At 69.3% G+C, this 15,944-nt stretch carries 15 protein-coding genes; 5 read left to right on the top strand and 10 right to left on the bottom strand.

Annotation, left to right across the window (positions count from 1 at the left end):
• Positions 1–3 precede the first annotated feature (3 nt).
• Both DVW87_RS12085 and DVW87_RS12080 read left to right on the top strand, forming a co-directional pair.
• Positions 4–1,548, top strand: a complete 1,545-nt coding sequence (locus tag DVW87_RS12085) for an efflux transporter outer membrane subunit (RefSeq protein WP_114687990.1) — start codon at positions 4–6, stop codon at positions 1,546–1,548.
• A 58-nt stretch (positions 1,549–1,606) separates the two neighbouring features.
• Positions 1,607–1,918, top strand: a complete 312-nt coding sequence (locus DVW87_RS12080) for a hypothetical protein (RefSeq protein ID WP_114687989.1) — start codon at positions 1,607–1,609, stop codon at positions 1,916–1,918.
• A 48-nt stretch (positions 1,919–1,966) separates the two neighbouring features.
• On the opposite strand, the gene DVW87_RS12075 is transcribed toward DVW87_RS12080, so the two are convergent.
• The 4 genes from DVW87_RS12075 to hisC all read right to left on the bottom strand — a co-directional run bounded on the left by DVW87_RS12075 (position 1,967) and on the right by hisC (position 6,626).
• Positions 1,967–3,211 carry a serine hydrolase domain-containing protein gene (locus tag DVW87_RS12075; RefSeq protein ID WP_181814816.1) on the bottom strand — a complete coding sequence of 415 codons (1,245 nt, stop codon included), beginning with the start codon at positions 3,209–3,211 and terminating at the stop codon, positions 1,967–1,969.
• An 83-nt stretch (positions 3,212–3,294) separates the two neighbouring features.
• Positions 3,295–4,455, bottom strand: a complete 1,161-nt coding sequence (locus DVW87_RS12070; RefSeq protein WP_114687987.1) for an alpha-hydroxy-acid oxidizing protein — start codon at positions 4,453–4,455, stop codon at positions 3,295–3,297.
• Between the two features lie 165 nt (positions 4,456–4,620).
• Positions 4,621–5,529 (bottom strand): prephenate/arogenate dehydrogenase family protein, encoded by a 909-nt coding sequence (locus DVW87_RS12065; RefSeq protein WP_114687986.1) that lies wholly within the window; start codon positions 5,527–5,529, stop codon positions 4,621–4,623.
• Positions 5,529–6,626 carry a histidinol-phosphate transaminase gene (hisC, locus tag DVW87_RS12060; RefSeq protein WP_114687985.1) on the bottom strand — a complete coding sequence of 366 codons (1,098 nt, stop codon included), beginning with the start codon at positions 6,624–6,626 and terminating at the stop codon, positions 5,529–5,531. Before hisC ends, DVW87_RS12065 begins: the two co-directional genes overlap by 1 nt.
• Positions 6,627–6,704: 78 nt before the next feature.
• Here hisC and DVW87_RS12055 point away from each other — a divergent pair, with 78 nt between their 5' ends.
• The gene (locus tag DVW87_RS12055; RefSeq protein ID WP_114687984.1) at positions 6,705–8,267 is read left to right on the top strand and encodes a flavin monoamine oxidase family protein; all 1,563 of its coding nucleotides are present in this window, start codon (positions 6,705–6,707) and stop codon (positions 8,265–8,267) included.
• Between the two features lie 23 nt (positions 8,268–8,290).
• Here DVW87_RS12055 and DVW87_RS12050 read toward each other — a convergent pair whose 3' ends face one another.
• Positions 8,291–9,118, bottom strand: coding sequence for a WecB/TagA/CpsF family glycosyltransferase (locus DVW87_RS12050; RefSeq protein WP_114687983.1), 828 nt, complete (start codon positions 9,116–9,118; stop codon positions 8,291–8,293).
• Positions 9,119–9,648: 530 nt separating this feature from the next.
• Between DVW87_RS12050 and metX the strand changes: the two genes are divergently transcribed.
• Positions 9,649–10,758 carry a homoserine O-acetyltransferase MetX gene (metX, locus tag DVW87_RS12045; RefSeq protein WP_114687982.1) on the top strand — a complete coding sequence of 370 codons (1,110 nt, stop codon included), beginning with the start codon at positions 9,649–9,651 and terminating at the stop codon, positions 10,756–10,758.
• The gene (gene metW, locus DVW87_RS12040; protein WP_114687981.1) at positions 10,755–11,342 is read left to right on the top strand and encodes a methionine biosynthesis protein MetW; all 588 of its coding nucleotides are present in this window, start codon (positions 10,755–10,757) and stop codon (positions 11,340–11,342) included. The genes metX and metW overlap by 4 nt, the downstream gene beginning before the upstream one ends.
• A gap of 14 nt (positions 11,343–11,356) precedes the next feature.
• On the opposite strand, the gene DVW87_RS12035 is transcribed toward metW, so the two are convergent.
• The 5 genes from DVW87_RS12035 to fliR all read right to left on the bottom strand — a co-directional run bounded on the left by DVW87_RS12035 (position 11,357) and on the right by fliR (position 15,828).
• Complete coding sequence (locus DVW87_RS12035; RefSeq protein WP_114687980.1) at positions 11,357–11,941, bottom strand: response regulator; 585 nt, start codon at positions 11,939–11,941, stop codon at positions 11,357–11,359.
• 64 nt (positions 11,942–12,005) lie between these two features.
• Entirely contained in the window at positions 12,006–12,407 is a 402-nt protein-coding gene (gene fliS / locus DVW87_RS12030; RefSeq protein WP_181814838.1) for a flagellar export chaperone FliS, read from the bottom strand.
• A 2-nt stretch (positions 12,408–12,409) separates the two neighbouring features.
• The gene (gene fliD, locus DVW87_RS12025; protein WP_114687978.1) at positions 12,410–13,879 is read right to left on the bottom strand and encodes a flagellar filament capping protein FliD; all 1,470 of its coding nucleotides are present in this window, start codon (positions 13,877–13,879) and stop codon (positions 12,410–12,412) included.
• Between the two features lie 42 nt (positions 13,880–13,921).
• Positions 13,922–15,049: an EscU/YscU/HrcU family type III secretion system export apparatus switch protein gene (locus DVW87_RS12020; protein WP_114687977.1), complete on the bottom strand. Its 1,128-nt coding sequence runs from the start codon at positions 15,047–15,049 to the stop codon at positions 13,922–13,924.
• Positions 15,049–15,828, bottom strand: coding sequence for a flagellar biosynthetic protein FliR (gene fliR, locus DVW87_RS12015; protein ID WP_114687976.1), 780 nt, complete (start codon positions 15,826–15,828; stop codon positions 15,049–15,051). Before fliR ends, DVW87_RS12020 begins: the two co-directional genes overlap by 1 nt.
• Positions 15,829–15,944 lie beyond the last annotated feature (116 nt).

Raw genomic sequence — 15,944 nt, 5'->3', positions numbered from 1 at the left:
ACGATGACCAAGCCGATCCTGGCGCTGCTGGCGGGCGCGACGATGCTCGCCGGGTGTAACCTCGCCCCCAAATATGCGCGGCCGCAGGGCGCCGTGCCGGTCGCGCTGCCGGAAGGCGGCACCTATCCGCGCGCCGCGACCGATGCCCCGGACGTGACCGCGATCGGCTGGCGGGACTTCTTCCTCAATCCCCAGCTGCGCCAGGTGATCGAAACGGGCCTGGCCAACAACCGCGACCTGCGGGTGGCGGCCGGCAACGTGCTCCAGGCGCGGGCGCAGTTGCGCACCCAGCGGGCGGCGTTGCTGCCCACGGCGACGGTGAGCGGCAGCGCGACCTACACCAACAACATCGGCGCGGGCGTGGCCGGCGCCGGCGCCGGGGCGGGGGCGGGGGCCGGCACGGGCACCGGAGCCGGTACAGGCACGGGCACGGGCACCGGAACCGGGACCGGAGCCGGCACGGGGACGGGCGCCGGAACCGGCACGACCACCGCGGCCGGTGCGTTGACCGGATCGGGCGATCTGGAGATCTATTCGCTGAACGCGGGCATCTCCGCCTATGAGGTCGACCTGTTCGGGCGCATCCGCAACCTCACGCGCGTCGCACAGGAGCAGGTGTTCGCCAGCGAGGAGGCACAGCGGTCCGTTCGCGTCAGCCTCATCGCCGAGATCGCCACCGCCTGGCTGACCATGGCGTCGGACCAGGAGCAGCTGCGCCTGTCGCGCCAGACGCTGGGCGCGTTCCAGGAGACGTTCCGGCTGACCAGCGAGCAGTTCCGCATCGGCGTCGGCTCCGAACTGGAAGTGCGCCAGGCCGAAACCAATCTCCAGGCGGCGCGCAGCGACATCGCGGCGCTGGAAACCCGCGTCGCGCAGGACCAGAACGCGCTGAACCTGCTCGCCGGCACCACGGTCACGGCCGACCTTCTGCCGGCGGGCTTCGGCACCGAAGCGGTCACGCGCGACGCGCTGCCGGCGAACCTGTCATCGGACGTGCTGCTGCGCCGGCCGGACGTGTTGCAGGCCGAGCATCAGCTGATCGCGCAGAACGCCAATATCGGCGCGGCGCGGGCCGCGTTCTTCCCGACCATCTCGCTGACCGGGCTGGTGGGAACGCTCAGCACGGCCTTGTCCGGGCTCTTCGGCGACGGCAGCTTCACCTATCAGGCGAGCCCCTCCATCGGCCTGCCGATCTTCGATGGCGGGCGTCGGTCGGGCAACCTCGCCTATGCCAGGGCCTCGCAGCAGGTGGCGCTCGCCACCTATGAGCGGTCGATCCAGGTCGCGTTCCGGGAGGTAGCCGATGCGCTGGCGCAGCGCGGGCGTATCGGCGAACAGGTCGGCGCGCAGTCGCAGCGCGCGAACGCCGCCCAGGTCGCCGCCCGGCTTTCGGAAGCGCGGTTCCGGGCCGGGGTGGACTCCTTCTTCACCACGCTGGACGCGCAACGCACCGCCTATGCGGCGCAGCAGCAGCTCGTGACGACCCGGCTGACCCAGGCCAGCAACCTCGTGGAACTCTATCGTTCTCTTGGCGGCGGCCTCAATTGAGCCCATGGTAGGCGGCGAGCGGGGAATACCCCGCCGCGGTCGACCAAAGGAGAGTTGCATGACCTCGACCTACGAAAAGCAGAAGAAGCTGCATTTCGACGTGATGAACGTCGGCCTGCGGGCGCAGGCGACGGCAGTGGGCTTCGTCCAGCTGTGCATCGAACTTCAACGGGCCGGCGTCCTGAACGACGCGGCGCTGGAGCGGATCAAGGGCGCCATCGCCGCCGACGTCTCGCTGGCCGCGCCGCGCGCGATCTCGTGCGAGCGCTACCGTTCGGAGATCAAGGACCGTCTCGATCATCTGTTCGCCGGCGAGCAGGAAGTCGGACCGGCGGATGCGCTCGCCTTCGGGACGACGGCGGACTGCTGAACCGGATCAGCCAAAGCGGGGCGGGCGGTTTCTCCCGCCCGCCGAGGGTCACTTGCGCGGCTTGAGGTCCAGCCAGTCGATCGGCGGCAGGCCGTAGAGCATGTCGAAGAATTCCAGCTGCAGCCGTGACGGCGTCTGCCGCGTGTCGTTCCACAGCATCACGATGCCGCTGCGGTCCTGTGGATCGAACAGGATCAGCGAGCCGTAACCGTCGACGGAGCCGCGATGGCCGACCAGATGGTGCCCGGCATAATCGAAGCTGCGCCAGCCCAGGCCGTAGTGCGCATTGGTCAGCGCGCGATCCATCGCCCCACGCGCGCCGTGCGGCGGCGTCGACACGCGCGGGCGGTGCAGTTCCTCCAGCACGGCAGGGGACAGAACGGTAGGCGCGCCGCCCATCTGCGCCAGCATCCAGCGGGTGAGGTCCTTGATCGACGAGTTCACGCCGCCGGCCGCCGGAATGTTGTAATAGATGTCGTTGTTGTGGATCTCGTGCTTGCCCGGATGGTGCGGCCGCGCCCAGCTCGGCGCGGTTTCCAGGCCCTGGCGGCCGATCGTGGCGCTGGACATGCCCAGCGGTCCGAACAGCAGCCGGTGGGCGGCATCCGCATAGCTGCCGCCGGTCACGCGCCGCACGATCTCCGACGAGGCGTCATAGGCGATGTTCTGATAGGCGTAGCAGGTGCCCGGCTTGCAATAGAGCGGCAGGGTGCCGAGCTGGCTGCGGATCAGCGCCGGATCCTCGCCCGCCTCCAGCCGGTCGTCCCAGGCGTTGCGCACCACGCCCACGCGGTGGGACAGGAGGTTGGCGACGGTCACCCGGCTCCAGTCGCCGGGCAGGGTAAGGCTCGTGCCCATCGACCGGAGCGGCGCTTCGAGCGAGAGCCGCTTCTGCTCGGCCAGTCTGGCGACGAGGGTGGCGGCCACGCCCTTCGAGAGCGATGCCCAGCGGAACACGGTGTCGGGCGTCACCCGATCGCCCGAGCCGGCCTCCGTTTCGCCGAAACCGCCGAGAAAGCGCACCTTGCCGCGCTCCACCGCGCCCACTGCCAGGCCAACGGTGTCCCGATCCTGCATCAACAGCGCGATGCGTTCCTGCAGGCGCTTGTAATCGACGCGCGCGGGCGTGTCCTGCACCACCGGCCCGCCGACGGGCTTGGGCGGCACCATCTGCGTCACGCTGCTGCCCCGGTGCGCAAGGCGCAGCCCGATGGCGAGGGCGATCAGCAGGAGAAGGACGGCAATGGCTGCCCAGAGGACGCGACGGCTGGTCTGCCGGCGCGGGGGGCTCAACGGTGCATGCATTCGTGGGGACACTTCCGGTACGTCTGGGCGGGCTTATGGCGCAGGCGAGGGCTGGCCGCCAGTGCCCTGGATCAAAGGCGGCGCACGCCTTCGCGGCGCAGGTCGGCGATCGTCGGCATGCCGTTCACCGCCATGAACAGGTCCGCCTCCGCCAGGATCGAGCGCAGCACATGGATGGCGCCTGCCGCCCCGTCCAGCGCCAGGCCGTAGACGAACGGGCGGCCGATCCCCACCGCCGCCGCGCCCATCGCCAGCGCCTTGACCACGTCCGTGCCGGACCGCACGCCGGAATCGAACCACACGGGCGTGCTGCCGGCGCCGCGGATCACGTCCGGCAGCATGTCGATCGCCGCAATGCCGCCGTTCGCCTGGCGCCCGCCATGGTTGGAGCAATAGATCGCGTCGGCGCCGAGGTCTGCGGCGCGGGCGGCATCGTCCGGGTGGCAGATGCCCTTGAGGATGATGGGCATGGTCGTGACCGAGCGCAGCCAGGCGATGTCGTCCCACAGCATCGGCCGGCCGAACAGCGCGCCCCACAGCATGATCGCTTCCTGCGGCGCGCTCGCCGGGTCCTTGCCCAGCCGCGCACGGAACACGGGATCGGAGGTGTAGTTGACCAGCACATGCCCGCGAAGCTGCGGAAAGTTGCCGGTGTTCAGGTCGCGGGGGCGGAAGCCGGTGACCCAGGTGTCCAGCGTGACGACGAGGCCGCGATACCCGGCCGCCTCGGCACGACGGACGAGGCTTTCGGCCAGCTCCCTGTCGCGCGGGCAATAGAGCTGAAAGAAGCCGGGCGTCTTGCCGAGGTGCGTCGCCACCTCCTCCAGCGTGTCGTTGCCGAGCGTGGAGACGACCATCGGTACGCCCGTCTGCGCCGATGCCTGTGCGGCGGCGATGTCGCCGTGGCCGTCAGGCGTGGCCATGCCGGTGACGCCGATCGGCGCCAGGAAGATCGGGCTGTCGTACCGGGTGCCGAACAGATCCACCGACAGGTCGCGCGTGCCCGTTTCCACCATCATCCGCGGGACCATGCCCCAATGGTGGAACGCCTCGACATTCTGGTCCTGCGTCCATTCGTCGCCGCAGCCGCCCTGGACATAATGGAGAAGCGAGGGCGCCATCGCCGCGGTGGCGCGCGCTTCCAGCGTTTTCGCATCGACCGGCACCTTCGGCACGATGCCGCGCAGCCCTGCGGCGTAGATCTCGTTCTGATAGGTGCCGAACGCGCTCATTTCCGTCTCTCCACGTACGGCGCTTCTGTGGCGCCGCTGGCTAAGCCTTAGGCAAGTGGGAAGGCGGAAAAAAGGGGGCCGTGTTCCCGCGTAGGCGGGAACCCAGGGCCGCACGGGATGTCTTTCGTGGCTCTGGGCTCCCGCCGGCGCGGGAGCACAACGCGCTCAATCGTGGGCGCGGCCGAAATCGGGCTTGGCGTCGTCCTGGCCCTGCTCGACGATGGAACGGCGGATCGCGCGGGTGCGGGTGAACAGCTCGAACAGTTCGTCGCCCTTGCCCCAGCGGATCGCGCGCTGGAGTGCCGAGAGGTCTTCGGAGAAGCGTTGCAGCATGTCGAGCACCGCTTCACGGTTCGACAGGAACACGTCGCGCCACATGGTGGGATCGCTGGCGGCGATGCGGGTGAAGTCGCGGAAGCCGCCGGCGGAGAATTTGATGACCTCCGACCGGGTCACCTCTTCCAGGTCGCTGGCGGTGCCGACGATCGTATAGGCGATGAGGTGCGGCAGGTGGCTGGTGACGGCGAGGACGCGGTCGTGATGCTCCGGCGCCATGTTCTCCGTCATCGCGCCCAGTCGACGCCAGAACTCGGCCACGCGCTCCACCGCGACCGGGTCCGCCCCGTCGGGCGGGGTGAGGATGCACCAGCGACCGCGGAACAGGCTGGCGAAGCCCGCTTGCGGGCCGCTGTTCTCGGTGCCCGCCACGGGATGCGCCGGGATGACCGTGGCGCCGGGCAGCGCCGCGCCGAGCACCCGCGCGATCTCGGTCTTGGAAGAGCCGACGTCGCTGACGATCGCATCGGACGGCAGGTCGCCGGCGATTTCGGCCGCAACGGCGCCCATCGCGCCCACCGGCACGCACAGCACGACCAGATCGGCGTCGATCACCGCGGTGCCGGCGGAGTCCGCCACGTCGTCGGCCAGGTCGAGCGCGCGGGCGATGTCGCGCACCTCGGGGCTGGCGTCATATCCGGTGATCCGCACCGTCGGCAGATACAGGCGCACCGCGCGCGCCAGGGACGAGCCGATCAGGCCCAGGCCGAGGATCGAGACGCGCGCGAACGGCAGCATCAGGCGGCGCCCGCAAGCTCGCGCAAGGCGGCGATCACGCCGCGGGTTTCTTTCTCGGTGCCGATGGTGATGCGCAGCGCGTCCGGCAGGCCCTGGCCCGGCAGCCAGCGGACGATGTAGCCGGCGTCCATCAGCCCGTGATAGGCGGCCTCGGCCGTCAGCTGGCCGGTGAAACGGACGAGCACGAAGTTCGCCTTGCTGGGCACCGCGACGAGGCCGGCATTGCCGAGCGCGGCGATTTCCCGCTCGAACCAGTCGCGCCAATGCCGATTGTGCGCGCGGGTCGCTTCAACGAAGCCCTCGTCCCCCAGGGCGGCGATGGCCGCGGCCTGGCCAGCGGCGGTGACGTTGAAGGGCGCACGGATGCGGTGCATCGCGTCGATCACCGGGGCAGGGCCATAGCCCCAGCCGATCCGCTCCGCGGCAAGGCCGTGGATCTTGGAAAAGGTGCGGGTGACGAGCACGTTCGCCTCGGTCATGGCAAGCGCGAGGCCGGCATCATCCTCGTCCGGATCGAGATATTCGGCATAGGCCTGGTCGAGCACGAGCAGCACGTCGCTAGGCAGCCCGGCATGGAGCCGGGCAACTTCGGCGCGGGAAAGGAACGTGCCGGTCGGGTTGTTCGGATTGGCCACGAACACCACTCGCGTCTTGTCGGAAACGCAGGCGAGCAGCGCATCGATGTCGGTGCCATGGTCGCGATCCGGCGCGATTACCGGCACGGCCCCGACCCGGCGCGTGGCGATCTCGTACACCGCAAAGCCGTAGCGGACGTGGATGATCTCGTCGCCCGGCCCCGCATAGGCGCCGGCCGCCAGATGCAGCAGTTCGTCCGAGCCGGTGCCGTAGATCACCCGGGCGGGATCGAGATCGTAGCGGGCGGCGATCGCCTCGCGCAGCGCGGCGGCGCTGGCGTCGGGATAGCGCTCCAGCGAACGGGTGGCGCCGTCAAAGGCGGCGCGCGCCGCCGGCGAGGTGCCCAGCGGGTTCTCGTTGGACGAAAGCTTGGCGACCTTGCGCCCGTCGTCCGTGGTGGCGCGGCCGGGAACATAAGGGGCGATTGCCTGGATCCAGGGCTTGGGCTGGGGAGCGGTCATGGCGCGAGGCCATGGCGCGTGGCGTCACGGCTGGCAAGCGGGCAGCGGCCTGCTAAGGGGAGCGCCGGGGGATTTCGCATGCGCGGTGACACGACGATCTGGCAGGCGCTGGCGCGCGCCCGTGCCGAAAATGTGGCGGACGCCGGCGAGCCGCCCGTCCTTCTTGGGGCGGGCGGGCAGACGCGCCGGGCGGTGCTGAAGGCGCTGGCGGCGGTCGGCACGGCGACGGCGATGCCGCGCCACGCCTGGGCGGCGGCGCCGGACGCGCCGGTTGCGATCGTCGGCGGCGGCATCGCCGGGCTGACGGCCTTGTGGACGCTTACCCAGGCGGGGATCGAGGCGCGACTGTACGAGGCGCGTCCCCGGCTGGGCGGGCGCATCTACACGGCGCGGCCGAAAAGCGGCCCGGCGTTCGAGACGGGCGCGCAGTTCGTGAACTCGGACCATGCGGACATGCGCGCGCTGTGCAAGGCGTTCGGCGTCGGCCTGATCGACCGGAAGTCGACCGCCCACCGCACCATGATCCTGGAGAACGGGCGCGAAATCGCCGACGCGCGGCTGGTTTCAGGGATGCGCGGCATCGCGGCGCAGCTGGACGCCGATGCGCAGCGGCTGGACAAGGACTACGCCGGCGTCGCGGCGGAACTCGACCGGCTGAGCTTCGCGACCTATCTCGACCGCTATGCCCGGCTGCTGCCGGAGCCATGGGTGCGCCGCCTGCTGGAAGCGACCGCGCGCACCGAATATGGTGTGGAGCCGCAGCAGGCCTCGGCGATCGAGCTGATCTTCAACCTGCCCACGCTGGAAGGCCGGCGCATCGACGTGCTGAGCCGCAGCGACGAGCGCTACACGATTGCAGGCGGCAGCAGCGCGCTGGTGGAGGCGATGGCAGCCAGGCTGCGGTTGCGCATCGTGACGGGTCGGCGGGTGGCCCGGGTCGATCCGCTGGGCACAGGTGCGCGGCTGGTTTTCGCGGATGGCAGCAGCGTGGGCGCCGCCGACGTGATCGTCACCACACCCGCCTCGGTGACCCGTCGCATCGACTTCCGCATCGCGCTGCCGCCGCTATGGCGCCGGTTCATCGCGGAAGTCGGCCTTGGGCAGAACGGCAAGCTGCAATCGTCGATGGCGACCCGTCCCTGGGATCGCCCGATCGGGCGCGGCGGCGAGCTGTGGCAAACCAATGCGGACGCGCTGATGAGCCAGGGCTGGGACGGCAGCGTCCGGCCGGGCACCGGGAACGTCTGGACCTGGTATCTCGGCGGAGACCAGGTGACGGCGGCCGATGCAGTGGACGCGGGCGTGCTGGCCGGTCGCTTCGCCGCCCATGTCGACGGCGCTGTGCCCGGCATGGTGAAGGCCACGCCCGCCACCGCGCGGCGCAGCGACTGGCACCGCGACCCGAACGCCATGGGGGCGTACGTGAACTTCAGGCCCGGCCAGCTGACCCGCTTCGGCAGCCTCATCTGGACGGAAACCGGCGGCATCGCCTCGCCGCCCTTGCCCTCCGCCCCGGTCCATTTCGCCGGCGAGCACCTGTCCGATGCCTATCCGGGATACATGAACGGTGGCGCGCAGACCGGCAGGCTGGCGGCGGAAGCGGTGATCGCCGCGCGAGCGCCGGCACGGCGGTTCGGCTGAGGCGAGGGCGATCCCGCCGGCCGTCACCGAGGTTCGAGTTCCGGCTCGGCGAAGGGGCTGCGAAACGCCGGCTCCCCGGCGGGGGAGGCGCCTTGCAGGTCGCGGCTCAGCCCCGCCACGAATTGGCCCGCGCCGAGGATGTAGCGGGAGCCCAGCCGGCGCGGCTCCTGCGCCAGCCGGAAAGCCCATTCCAGGCGGGCTCGCTGCAACCACAAGGGGGCTCGCTTCACGACGCCGGCGGTGAAATCCAGGTATGCGCCGACGCACATCACCAGCGCTCCCGTATGCCGGCCGTACCGTTCGGCCCATAATTCCTGATGAGGCTGCCCCATGCCGGCGAGAACGAGATCCGCCTCCGTATCGGCGATGGAGCGCGCGACCGCCAGGCCGTCGCTTTCGGCAAAGAAGCCATGGTGCGTGCCGACGAACAGGTGCCGGGGGTAGCGCTGCTGCAACTTGAATGCGGCGCGCTCGGCCACGCCCGGGCCGCTGCCGAGCAGGAAAACACGCAGGGGCCGCTCCGCCCTCGCCAGCACGGCGCTGGTCAGGTCGGTGCCCTGGAGATTGTCCGGGAACGGCGCGCCGTAGAGGATTTTGCGCGCGATATCGACGCCCACCCCGTCGTTGAGAACCATGGCCCGCCGGAGAGAGGCGGCGAACACGGCATTGGTCCGCGCCAGGTTGACGGTATGTGCATTGCAGAAGGCGATGAAATCGCTTCTCCCGCCTCGCCCCTGGGCGCCAGGGCGCAACAGGTCGTTGATGGCCGCAAGAGCGGCATCGCGTCTGGCGACCTGCACCCTGACAGGGCCGATCAAGCAAGAATCACCGCATTCCGCGAAGTAGGTCATCGCAGTTCGCCCCCTTTTTCGTCCTCCTCGTGATCCCGGCAGCGAAGCACGCGGCGTTCATTGCGCCGTTGAGCTGTAGGCCCCGCCTGATCGGAAACACTCAGACACAATCAATAAAGTTCCGAGGCGGGTCAATTACCACATGGTATTCCTCTAACGGAGGAGCGATACTTCTAAATAATGATGCGGTACCAAGATGTTTAACAATCGCGAACGCGGGTCAGAAACTGCAATAACCTCATTGAATACACAGAACGGGCGAACGGCAATTACGACTGAGGGAGAATAGCGACCTTGTGCGCGTGCGGATTACGCCCTTTTCTCTCTGGCGGATGCCATTGCCCGGTTGCGACAGGGCAGGTTCAGCGGTGCGCTCCTCGGGCGAGCGGATGCATTGCGGCGGCAATCTCGGTACCGACATGGCCTCGACCGGGCTGACCCGCCGGCCCGGCGGGAATGCGCGCCTGCCGCCCCGCTTGAAGCCGCCGCCCGCTTGAACCCGGCGCCGCCGCACCGTAACGGCCCGTCGCATGGACGAACGGTTCGGGCTTGCCCGCCATGTGAGATTGCCCGGGCCGCTGCGCCTCGACGGCGGCGGCGTGCTCGCGCCGGTCGAGATCGCCTACGAGACCTATGGCACGCTGGACTCGGATGGCGGCAACGCCGTCCTGATCTGCCATGCGCTGACCGGCGATCAGCATGTCGCCAGCGCGCATCCGGTGACCGGCAAGGCCGGCTGGTGGACGCGAATGGTCGGGGAAGGCAGGCCGATCGATCCCGCGCGGCACTTCGTCGTCTGCGCCAACGTGCTGGGCGGGTGCATGGGGTCGAGCGGGCCGGCCAGCGTCGACCCGGCCACCGGGCGGCCATATGCCATGCATTTTCCGGTCCTCACCGTGCGCGACATGGTGCGCGCGCAGGCCATGCTGCTCGATCATCTGGGCATCGGCGTGCTGCGCGCGGTGGTCGGCGGATCGATGGGCGGGATGCAGGCGCTCTCCTGGGCGGCGACCTTTCCCGACCGCCTGCGTGCCTGCGTGGTGATCGCGTCGGCCGCGCGCCACAGCGCGCAGAACATCGCCTTTCACGAGGTCGGCCGGCAGGCGGTGATGGCCGATCCGAAATGGCAGGCCGGCGACTATTACGACACGGAGCCGCCCGCGGCGGGGCTGGCGGTGGCGCGCATGGCCGCGCACATCACCTACCTGTCGGAGGCAGGGCTGACCGAGAAGTTCGGCCGGCGATTGCAGGCGCGGGAGGCCAAGTCGTTCGGCTTCGACGCCGACTTCCAGGTGGAAAGCTATCTTCGCCACCAGGGGATCAGCTTTGTCGACCGCTTCGACGCCAACAGCTATCTCTACATCACCCGGGCGATGGACTATTTCGACCTGGCGGAGGAGCATGGCGGACGGCTGGCCAACGCCTTTCGGCCGAGCCGGGCGCGCTTCTGCCTTGTCAGCTTCGACACCGACTGGCTGTATCCCACCGCCGAGTCCCGCGCGATCGTGCATGCGCTGAACGCGGCGGGTGCGCCGGTGAGCTTTGTGGAGCTTTCCAGCCCGTTCGGCCACGACGCGTTCCTGCTGGAGAGCCCGGAGCTGAACCGGGTGGTGGACGGCTTCCTGAGGGCGGGCGAATGAAATTGCGGCCGGACCTGGCGATCATCGCCGACCATGTGCCCGCCGGTGCGCGCGTGCTGGACGTGGGCTGCGGCGATGGCGAGCTGATGGCGGCGTTGCGCGACGAGAAGCAGGTGGACGCGCGCGGGCTGGAGCTCGATCCGGCCAATGTCGCGGCGGCGGTCGGGCGCGGCCTGTCGGTGGTGCAGGGCGATGCGGACCGCGATCTGGCCGACTATCCGGACCAGAGCTTCGATTATGCGATCCTCAGCCAGACGCTGCAGACCGCGCGGCGGCCGGACGTGGTGCTCGACCACCTGCTGCGCATCGGGCGGCGTGGCTTCGTGTCGTTCCCGAACTTCGCGCAATGGCGGGTGCGGTTGTCGCTGTTGTTCGGCGGGCGCATGCCGGTGACGCGGCAGTTGCCGGAACAATGGTATGACACGCCCAACATCCACCATGTCACCGTGGACGATTTCAGGGCCATGGTCGCCGCGCGCGGCATCGCGGTGGAAGGTGCGTGGTTCCTGTCGGGAGAGCGGCGCACGGGCTCCGCGGGCGCGAACCTGCTGGCCGCGCATGCGGTGTTCCTGCTGCGGCGGTAAGCGCCGGGAAAGGCTCAGCCGTGCAGCTGGAGCCGCTCCACTTCCTGGTTGAGGGCATGGATCGAGGCGATCAGCCGCGCGCGATCGGCGCGGGATTCGGCGAGTTCGGTGCGCGTTTCGCCCAGTTCGATGGCACGCGCGGCGATGCGCGCGTCGAGGGCGGCATTGGCGCGCTTCAACTCGGCTATACGCCGCCCGCGGGCAAGCACGCGATCGATCCGCGCGGCGAGCACGTCGAAATCGAACGGCTTGGCGAGGTGATCGTCGGCACCGGCGGCCAGCGCTTCCACGGCGACACCCGGATCGCCGCCGGCGGTCATCATGATGACCGGCAGGTCCGACGTCTCGCGTGCACCGCGGAGCTCGGCCAGCATCTGCATACCCGTCATGCGGGGCATGGCCATGTCGACCAGCACGAGATCGAAGCCGCGTGCCTGGATCCGGGCAAGCGCTTCCGGTCCGTTGTCGCACAGCGCGGTCATGTAGCCGAGATGCGCCAGGCGCTTGCCGATGACGTTCAGCGCGGTGCGGCTGTCGTCCACCGCCAGGATGGTACGCGGCGGCGAGCGGTGCGGATCGGCAGGCTGAGCGCGGGTCATTGGCAGAGCATACCTTGTTGCCGGTGGAGATTTGGTTAACGCGGCGGAAACCACGGATCGGCGGTCAGGCGGCCCGCACCTGGCGCCAGGCGTCGGCGATCTCGGCAAGGTTTTCGGCCGCCGCGCGGAAGGGCGCGGGGTCGTTGCCGATGCTGGCGGCGATCACCTGCCGGCGCGCGCCCGCATACAGGTCGGCCAGCGCCTGCGACACGCTGCCGCCCTTGTCGAAGTCGAGCCCGGCCTCCAGCGCAAAGAGGATGGCGGTGGCGCGCGTGACCTTTTCGCTCTTCAGCCGCGCCTCGCCCCGTTCCGCCGCAATGGCGGCGACCCGCAGGGCGGCGAGCAGTTCGTCGTAAAGCAGCGTGACCAGCCCGGCGCCGTCGCCCGCCTGCGCGGTGCGGCCGACCAGATCGACCTGGCGATAGGTGTCCGCCGGGTTGCGGACGAGGGAGGAGGCGTAGTGCACGATCAATCGTCGTCCGAGTTCCAGGCGGCGATCTGCTGCTCGATATATTTCTGGCTGGCCTGCAGCGCGGATACTCGCGTCTCGGTGGCGGCGAACAGCTTGGTCATGCGCGTGGTGGCGCTGTCCTTCTGCTCGGACAGCTTGGTCTGCTGGTCGGCAAGGTCGCTCTGCTGCTGCGTGTAGCGGGTCACGCTGCCGGCGATGCCGTAGGTGGTGCTGGCGGCGGTGGTGGCGATGGCGGACAGCGCGCCGTTGAGACCGTGGTTGGTCGCGCCCGTTCCGGTGTTGGAGAAGATCTCCTCCACCGCATCGGGATATTGGGCGAGCACGGAGGCGAGCCTGGTCGCGTCCACTTCCAGCGTGCCGTTGCGGTTGGTCTTGACGCCGAGGTCGGAGAGCGTGGTCGGCTCGCCGGGCGTGCCGGCAACCCGTAGCGGCTGGAGCGTGATGCCGCTCAGCGAGCGGCTCATCGCGCGTACGGCCGGATCCTGCTTCAGCGTGCCGTCGACATAGTCGGTCGCCTCGTCGATCACCGCCTTCATCGAATTATAGGTCTCGACGAAGCTGTTCACCGCTTCCTTCAGGCCGTCCACCGGCCGGTCGAAGCCCAGCGTGACGGTGCTGCCCGGCTTTGCCGCGAGCAGATCGATCTTCACGCCGGCAACGAGATCGCTGAAGGAGTTGGTCGCGCGCGTGACGGAAACGCCATCGAGCGTGACCTCCGCATCGCCGGCAACGGTGCCGAGCATGGAGGAGGTCGCGCCCTTGCCGATGTTGACCTGCTCGAGCGGGGAGCCCTCGGCGGCGGTGAGGCTGAAGCCCTTCACCTCGCCCGTGGTGCCCTTCACCATCAGCCGCGCGCCGTTTGCGTCGGTGATGATGCTGGCGGTAACGCCGGCCTTGGCGGCGTTGATCGCATCGGCGACGCCCTGCAACGTTCCGTCGGTCACCTTGATGGTGACGCTCTTCTGGTCGGGATCGGCGGTGAAACCGGTCATCTTGCCGCTGGCGTCCGCACTGGCCGTGCCGAAGCTGAGCGTCAGGTCGCCGGTGCCGATCACCGTGGCCTTGGTCCAGCCGGCGGCGGTGGTGGTCGCGGCCTGGGCGGTGGCGAGCTTGTTGACGGTGATGTTGGCGCTGAGACCGGCGAGCTTGGCGCCGGTCACTGCGCTTGCCTTCAGCACGCTTGTGTCGGAACTCGTCGGTTGCGTGCTCAGCGAGCCGCCGGCGATCAGCGTCTGGAGCGAGGAGGAAAAGCTGGCGATCGAGCTCTTGAGCGTGCCGGCGGTGGAGATCTGTGCGCTGACGGACGCCTGCCTGGTGGTGAGCGCGGCCGTCTTGGCGGCGAATTGCGCGCTGATCAGCTCGGTGGTGAGCGAGGCGTAATCGACGCCGGACCCCGCGCCCAGCGACTTGATGATCGACTGCGCGGCGGTGGACGTCGAGCTGGTCGCAGAAGTGGTGGTGGCCATGGCGCTCCCTTTGATCCGTTAACGGCCGCGGCGGCGCGAGCTTTAGCCCTGCAGCACGCCGTTTTCGTCGAAGCGCGCGGTGTCGGGCACCACCACCTGCGGCGCACGGCCGCCGGCCGCCTGGTTGACGCCAAAGACGAAGGCAAGAACGGCGGCGACGGCCTGGTAGAGGTCGTCGCGGATCTCCTGGTTCTCGCGGCTGGTATAGTAAACGGCGCGGGCGAGCTGCGGATATTCGAGCACCGGCACCGCCATTTCCCTGGCCAGCTCGCGGATGGCGAGCGCGGTTGCGCCGCGGCCCTTGGCGACCACCACCGGCACCTGGTCCGCGCCGCGGTCATAGCGGAGCGCGACGGAGAAGTGCGTCGGGTTGGTAAGCACCACATGCGCGCTTTCCACCGCCGGGCGCATCTTGCGGCCGACGATTTCGCGCTGTTTCTGGCGAATATGCGCCTTGTTCTCCGGCGAGCCTTCGCTTTCCTTGTGCTCGTCGCGGATCTCCTGCTTGGACATGGAGAGCTTCTTGAACAGCTGGAAGATCTGGATCGGTACGTCGAGCCCGGCGAGGAGTACGAGCCCGCCGGCCATGGTGAACAGCACGGTGGTGAAGGTGCCGCCGAGCGCGCCGACCGCGCCGCCGATATCGGCCGCCGCCATGCCGATCACGGTGTGGCTGACGCCCCGCAGCAGGTACCAGCCGATAGCGGCGAGCAGGATCACCTTGGCCAGGCTCTTGCCCAGTTCCACCCAGCCCTGCATCCCGAACACGCGCTTCAGGCCCGAGGCCGGGTTGATGCGCGAGGCCTTGGGAGCGAGCAGCGAGGCGTTGAACTGGAACGAGCCGAGCGCACCCTGGCTGGCCAGCGCCGCCACGATCGCGACAGCGAACAGCGAGAGCATCGCGGGGGCAAGCTTCCACCCCGCCTCGTAGAGCGGGCGGAACGGCTCGAAATCCTCCACGTCGCCGCGGCCGAACGAGAAGCTCGCCGCCATGATCGCCTTGCACGCGCCCATCAGCGAGGAGCCGAACATCGCCAGCCAGCCGCAGCCGGCGAGCGTCACCAGCGCGGTGCCGAAGTCCTTTGACCGGAGGACATTGCCTTCCTTCGCCGCGTCGCGCTTGCGCTTGGCGGTTGGGGCTTCTGTCCGATCCTCCGCTTCCTCCGACATCAGCCGAGCACCAGCGTGCCGGCGGCGGCAAGCGCCTGATCGATGATGACGAGGAGATAGTCGCCCATCGCCGGCATCGCGAGCGCAAGCGCGACGACGCCGACCGCGAGGCTGGCGGGCATGCCGACAGCGAACAGGTTGAGGCTGGGCGCGGCGCGCGAGATCATGCCGACGATGAGGTTGAGGCAGAGGAGCAGGAACCCGACCGGCAGCGCCAGCAGCAGGCCGGCGAGGAAGGTGTAGCCCCCGAACAGGGCGATGTTCTTCACCTGGTCCACCCCCAGCCAGGCGGCGCCGGGGGGCAGGGCGTCATAGCTCTTCACGATCAACTCGACGAGCACGAGGTGCCCGTTCACCGCCAGGAACAGCAGCGTGATGAGCATGGAGAAGAACTGGCCGAGCGCCGGCGTCGAGCGGCCGTTCTGTGGGTCGATCGCGGAGGCAAAGCCGATGCCCATGGAGGTGCCGATCAGCTCGCTCGCCACCATCGGCGCGGCAAAGGCGATCTGGAGCACGAAGCCGAGCGCGAAGCCGACCAGCGCCTCGGCCGCGACCGACAGAAAGGTGGTGAGCGCGAAGATCTGCGCCGGCGGCACGATGCTGTGCGTGCCCAGGACGAGCACGCCGATCGCGCCGGACAGCGATACGCGGACGATCACCGGCATGGTCATGGCGCCGAACACCGGCGCGGCGATGAACGCGGCGCCGATGCGCACCATCACGAAGACCAGGGCCCAAAGCTGGGGCTCGATCGCAAGGCCGGTGCCGAGCGGGGTCATGCCTGCCTGCTAGCCTGCCGTTCGGCCTGAGGAGCCGCTGAGCGGGAGCGAAGTGGCGTCTCGAAGGACGGGTGAGTCGCTTGTCCTTCGAGACGAGCCTTTCCCCGGACCAGGTC

It is taken from the genome of Sphingomonas aracearum, assembly GCF_003345355.1.
In the GTDB taxonomy this organism is placed as follows: domain Bacteria; phylum Pseudomonadota; class Alphaproteobacteria; order Sphingomonadales; family Sphingomonadaceae; genus Sphingomonas; species Sphingomonas aracearum.
This window is presented reverse-complemented; position numbering and strand designations above follow the sequence as displayed.

What these genes read in the sequence shown, in the direction of transcription:
- metX (WP_114687982.1), top strand. Translation starts at nt 9,649, where the DNA reads ATGGACGAACGGTTCGGGCTTGCCCGCCATGTGAGATTGCCCGGGCCG.
- DVW87_RS12080 (WP_114687989.1), top strand. Translation starts at nt 1,607, where the DNA reads ATGACCTCGACCTACGAAAAGCAGAAGAAGCTGCATTTCGACGTGATG.
- DVW87_RS12065 (WP_114687986.1), bottom strand. Translation starts at nt 5,529, where the DNA reads ATGCTGCCGTTCGCGCGCGTCTCGATCCTCGGCCTGGGCCTGATCGGC.
- DVW87_RS12085 (WP_114687990.1), top strand. Translation starts at nt 4, where the DNA reads ATGACCAAGCCGATCCTGGCGCTGCTGGCGGGCGCGACGATGCTCGCC.
- fliR (WP_114687976.1), bottom strand. Translation starts at nt 15,828, where the DNA reads ATGACCCCGCTCGGCACCGGCCTTGCGATCGAGCCCCAGCTTTGGGCC.
- DVW87_RS12070 (WP_114687987.1), bottom strand. Translation starts at nt 4,455, where the DNA reads ATGAGCGCGTTCGGCACCTATCAGAACGAGATCTACGCCGCAGGGCTG.
- DVW87_RS12055 (WP_114687984.1), top strand. Translation starts at nt 6,705, where the DNA reads ATGCGCGGTGACACGACGATCTGGCAGGCGCTGGCGCGCGCCCGTGCC.
- hisC (WP_114687985.1), bottom strand. Translation starts at nt 6,626, where the DNA reads ATGACCGCTCCCCAGCCCAAGCCCTGGATCCAGGCAATCGCCCCTTAT.
- metW (WP_114687981.1), top strand. Translation starts at nt 10,755, where the DNA reads ATGAAATTGCGGCCGGACCTGGCGATCATCGCCGACCATGTGCCCGCC.
- DVW87_RS12050 (WP_114687983.1), bottom strand. Translation starts at nt 9,118, where the DNA reads ATGACCTACTTCGCGGAATGCGGTGATTCTTGCTTGATCGGCCCTGTC.
- DVW87_RS12020 (WP_114687977.1), bottom strand. Translation starts at nt 15,049, where the DNA reads ATGTCGGAGGAAGCGGAGGATCGGACAGAAGCCCCAACCGCCAAGCGC.
- fliD (WP_114687978.1), bottom strand. Translation starts at nt 13,879, where the DNA reads ATGGCCACCACCACTTCTGCGACCAGCTCGACGTCCACCGCCGCGCAG.
- DVW87_RS12035 (WP_114687980.1), bottom strand. Translation starts at nt 11,941, where the DNA reads ATGACCCGCGCTCAGCCTGCCGATCCGCACCGCTCGCCGCCGCGTACC.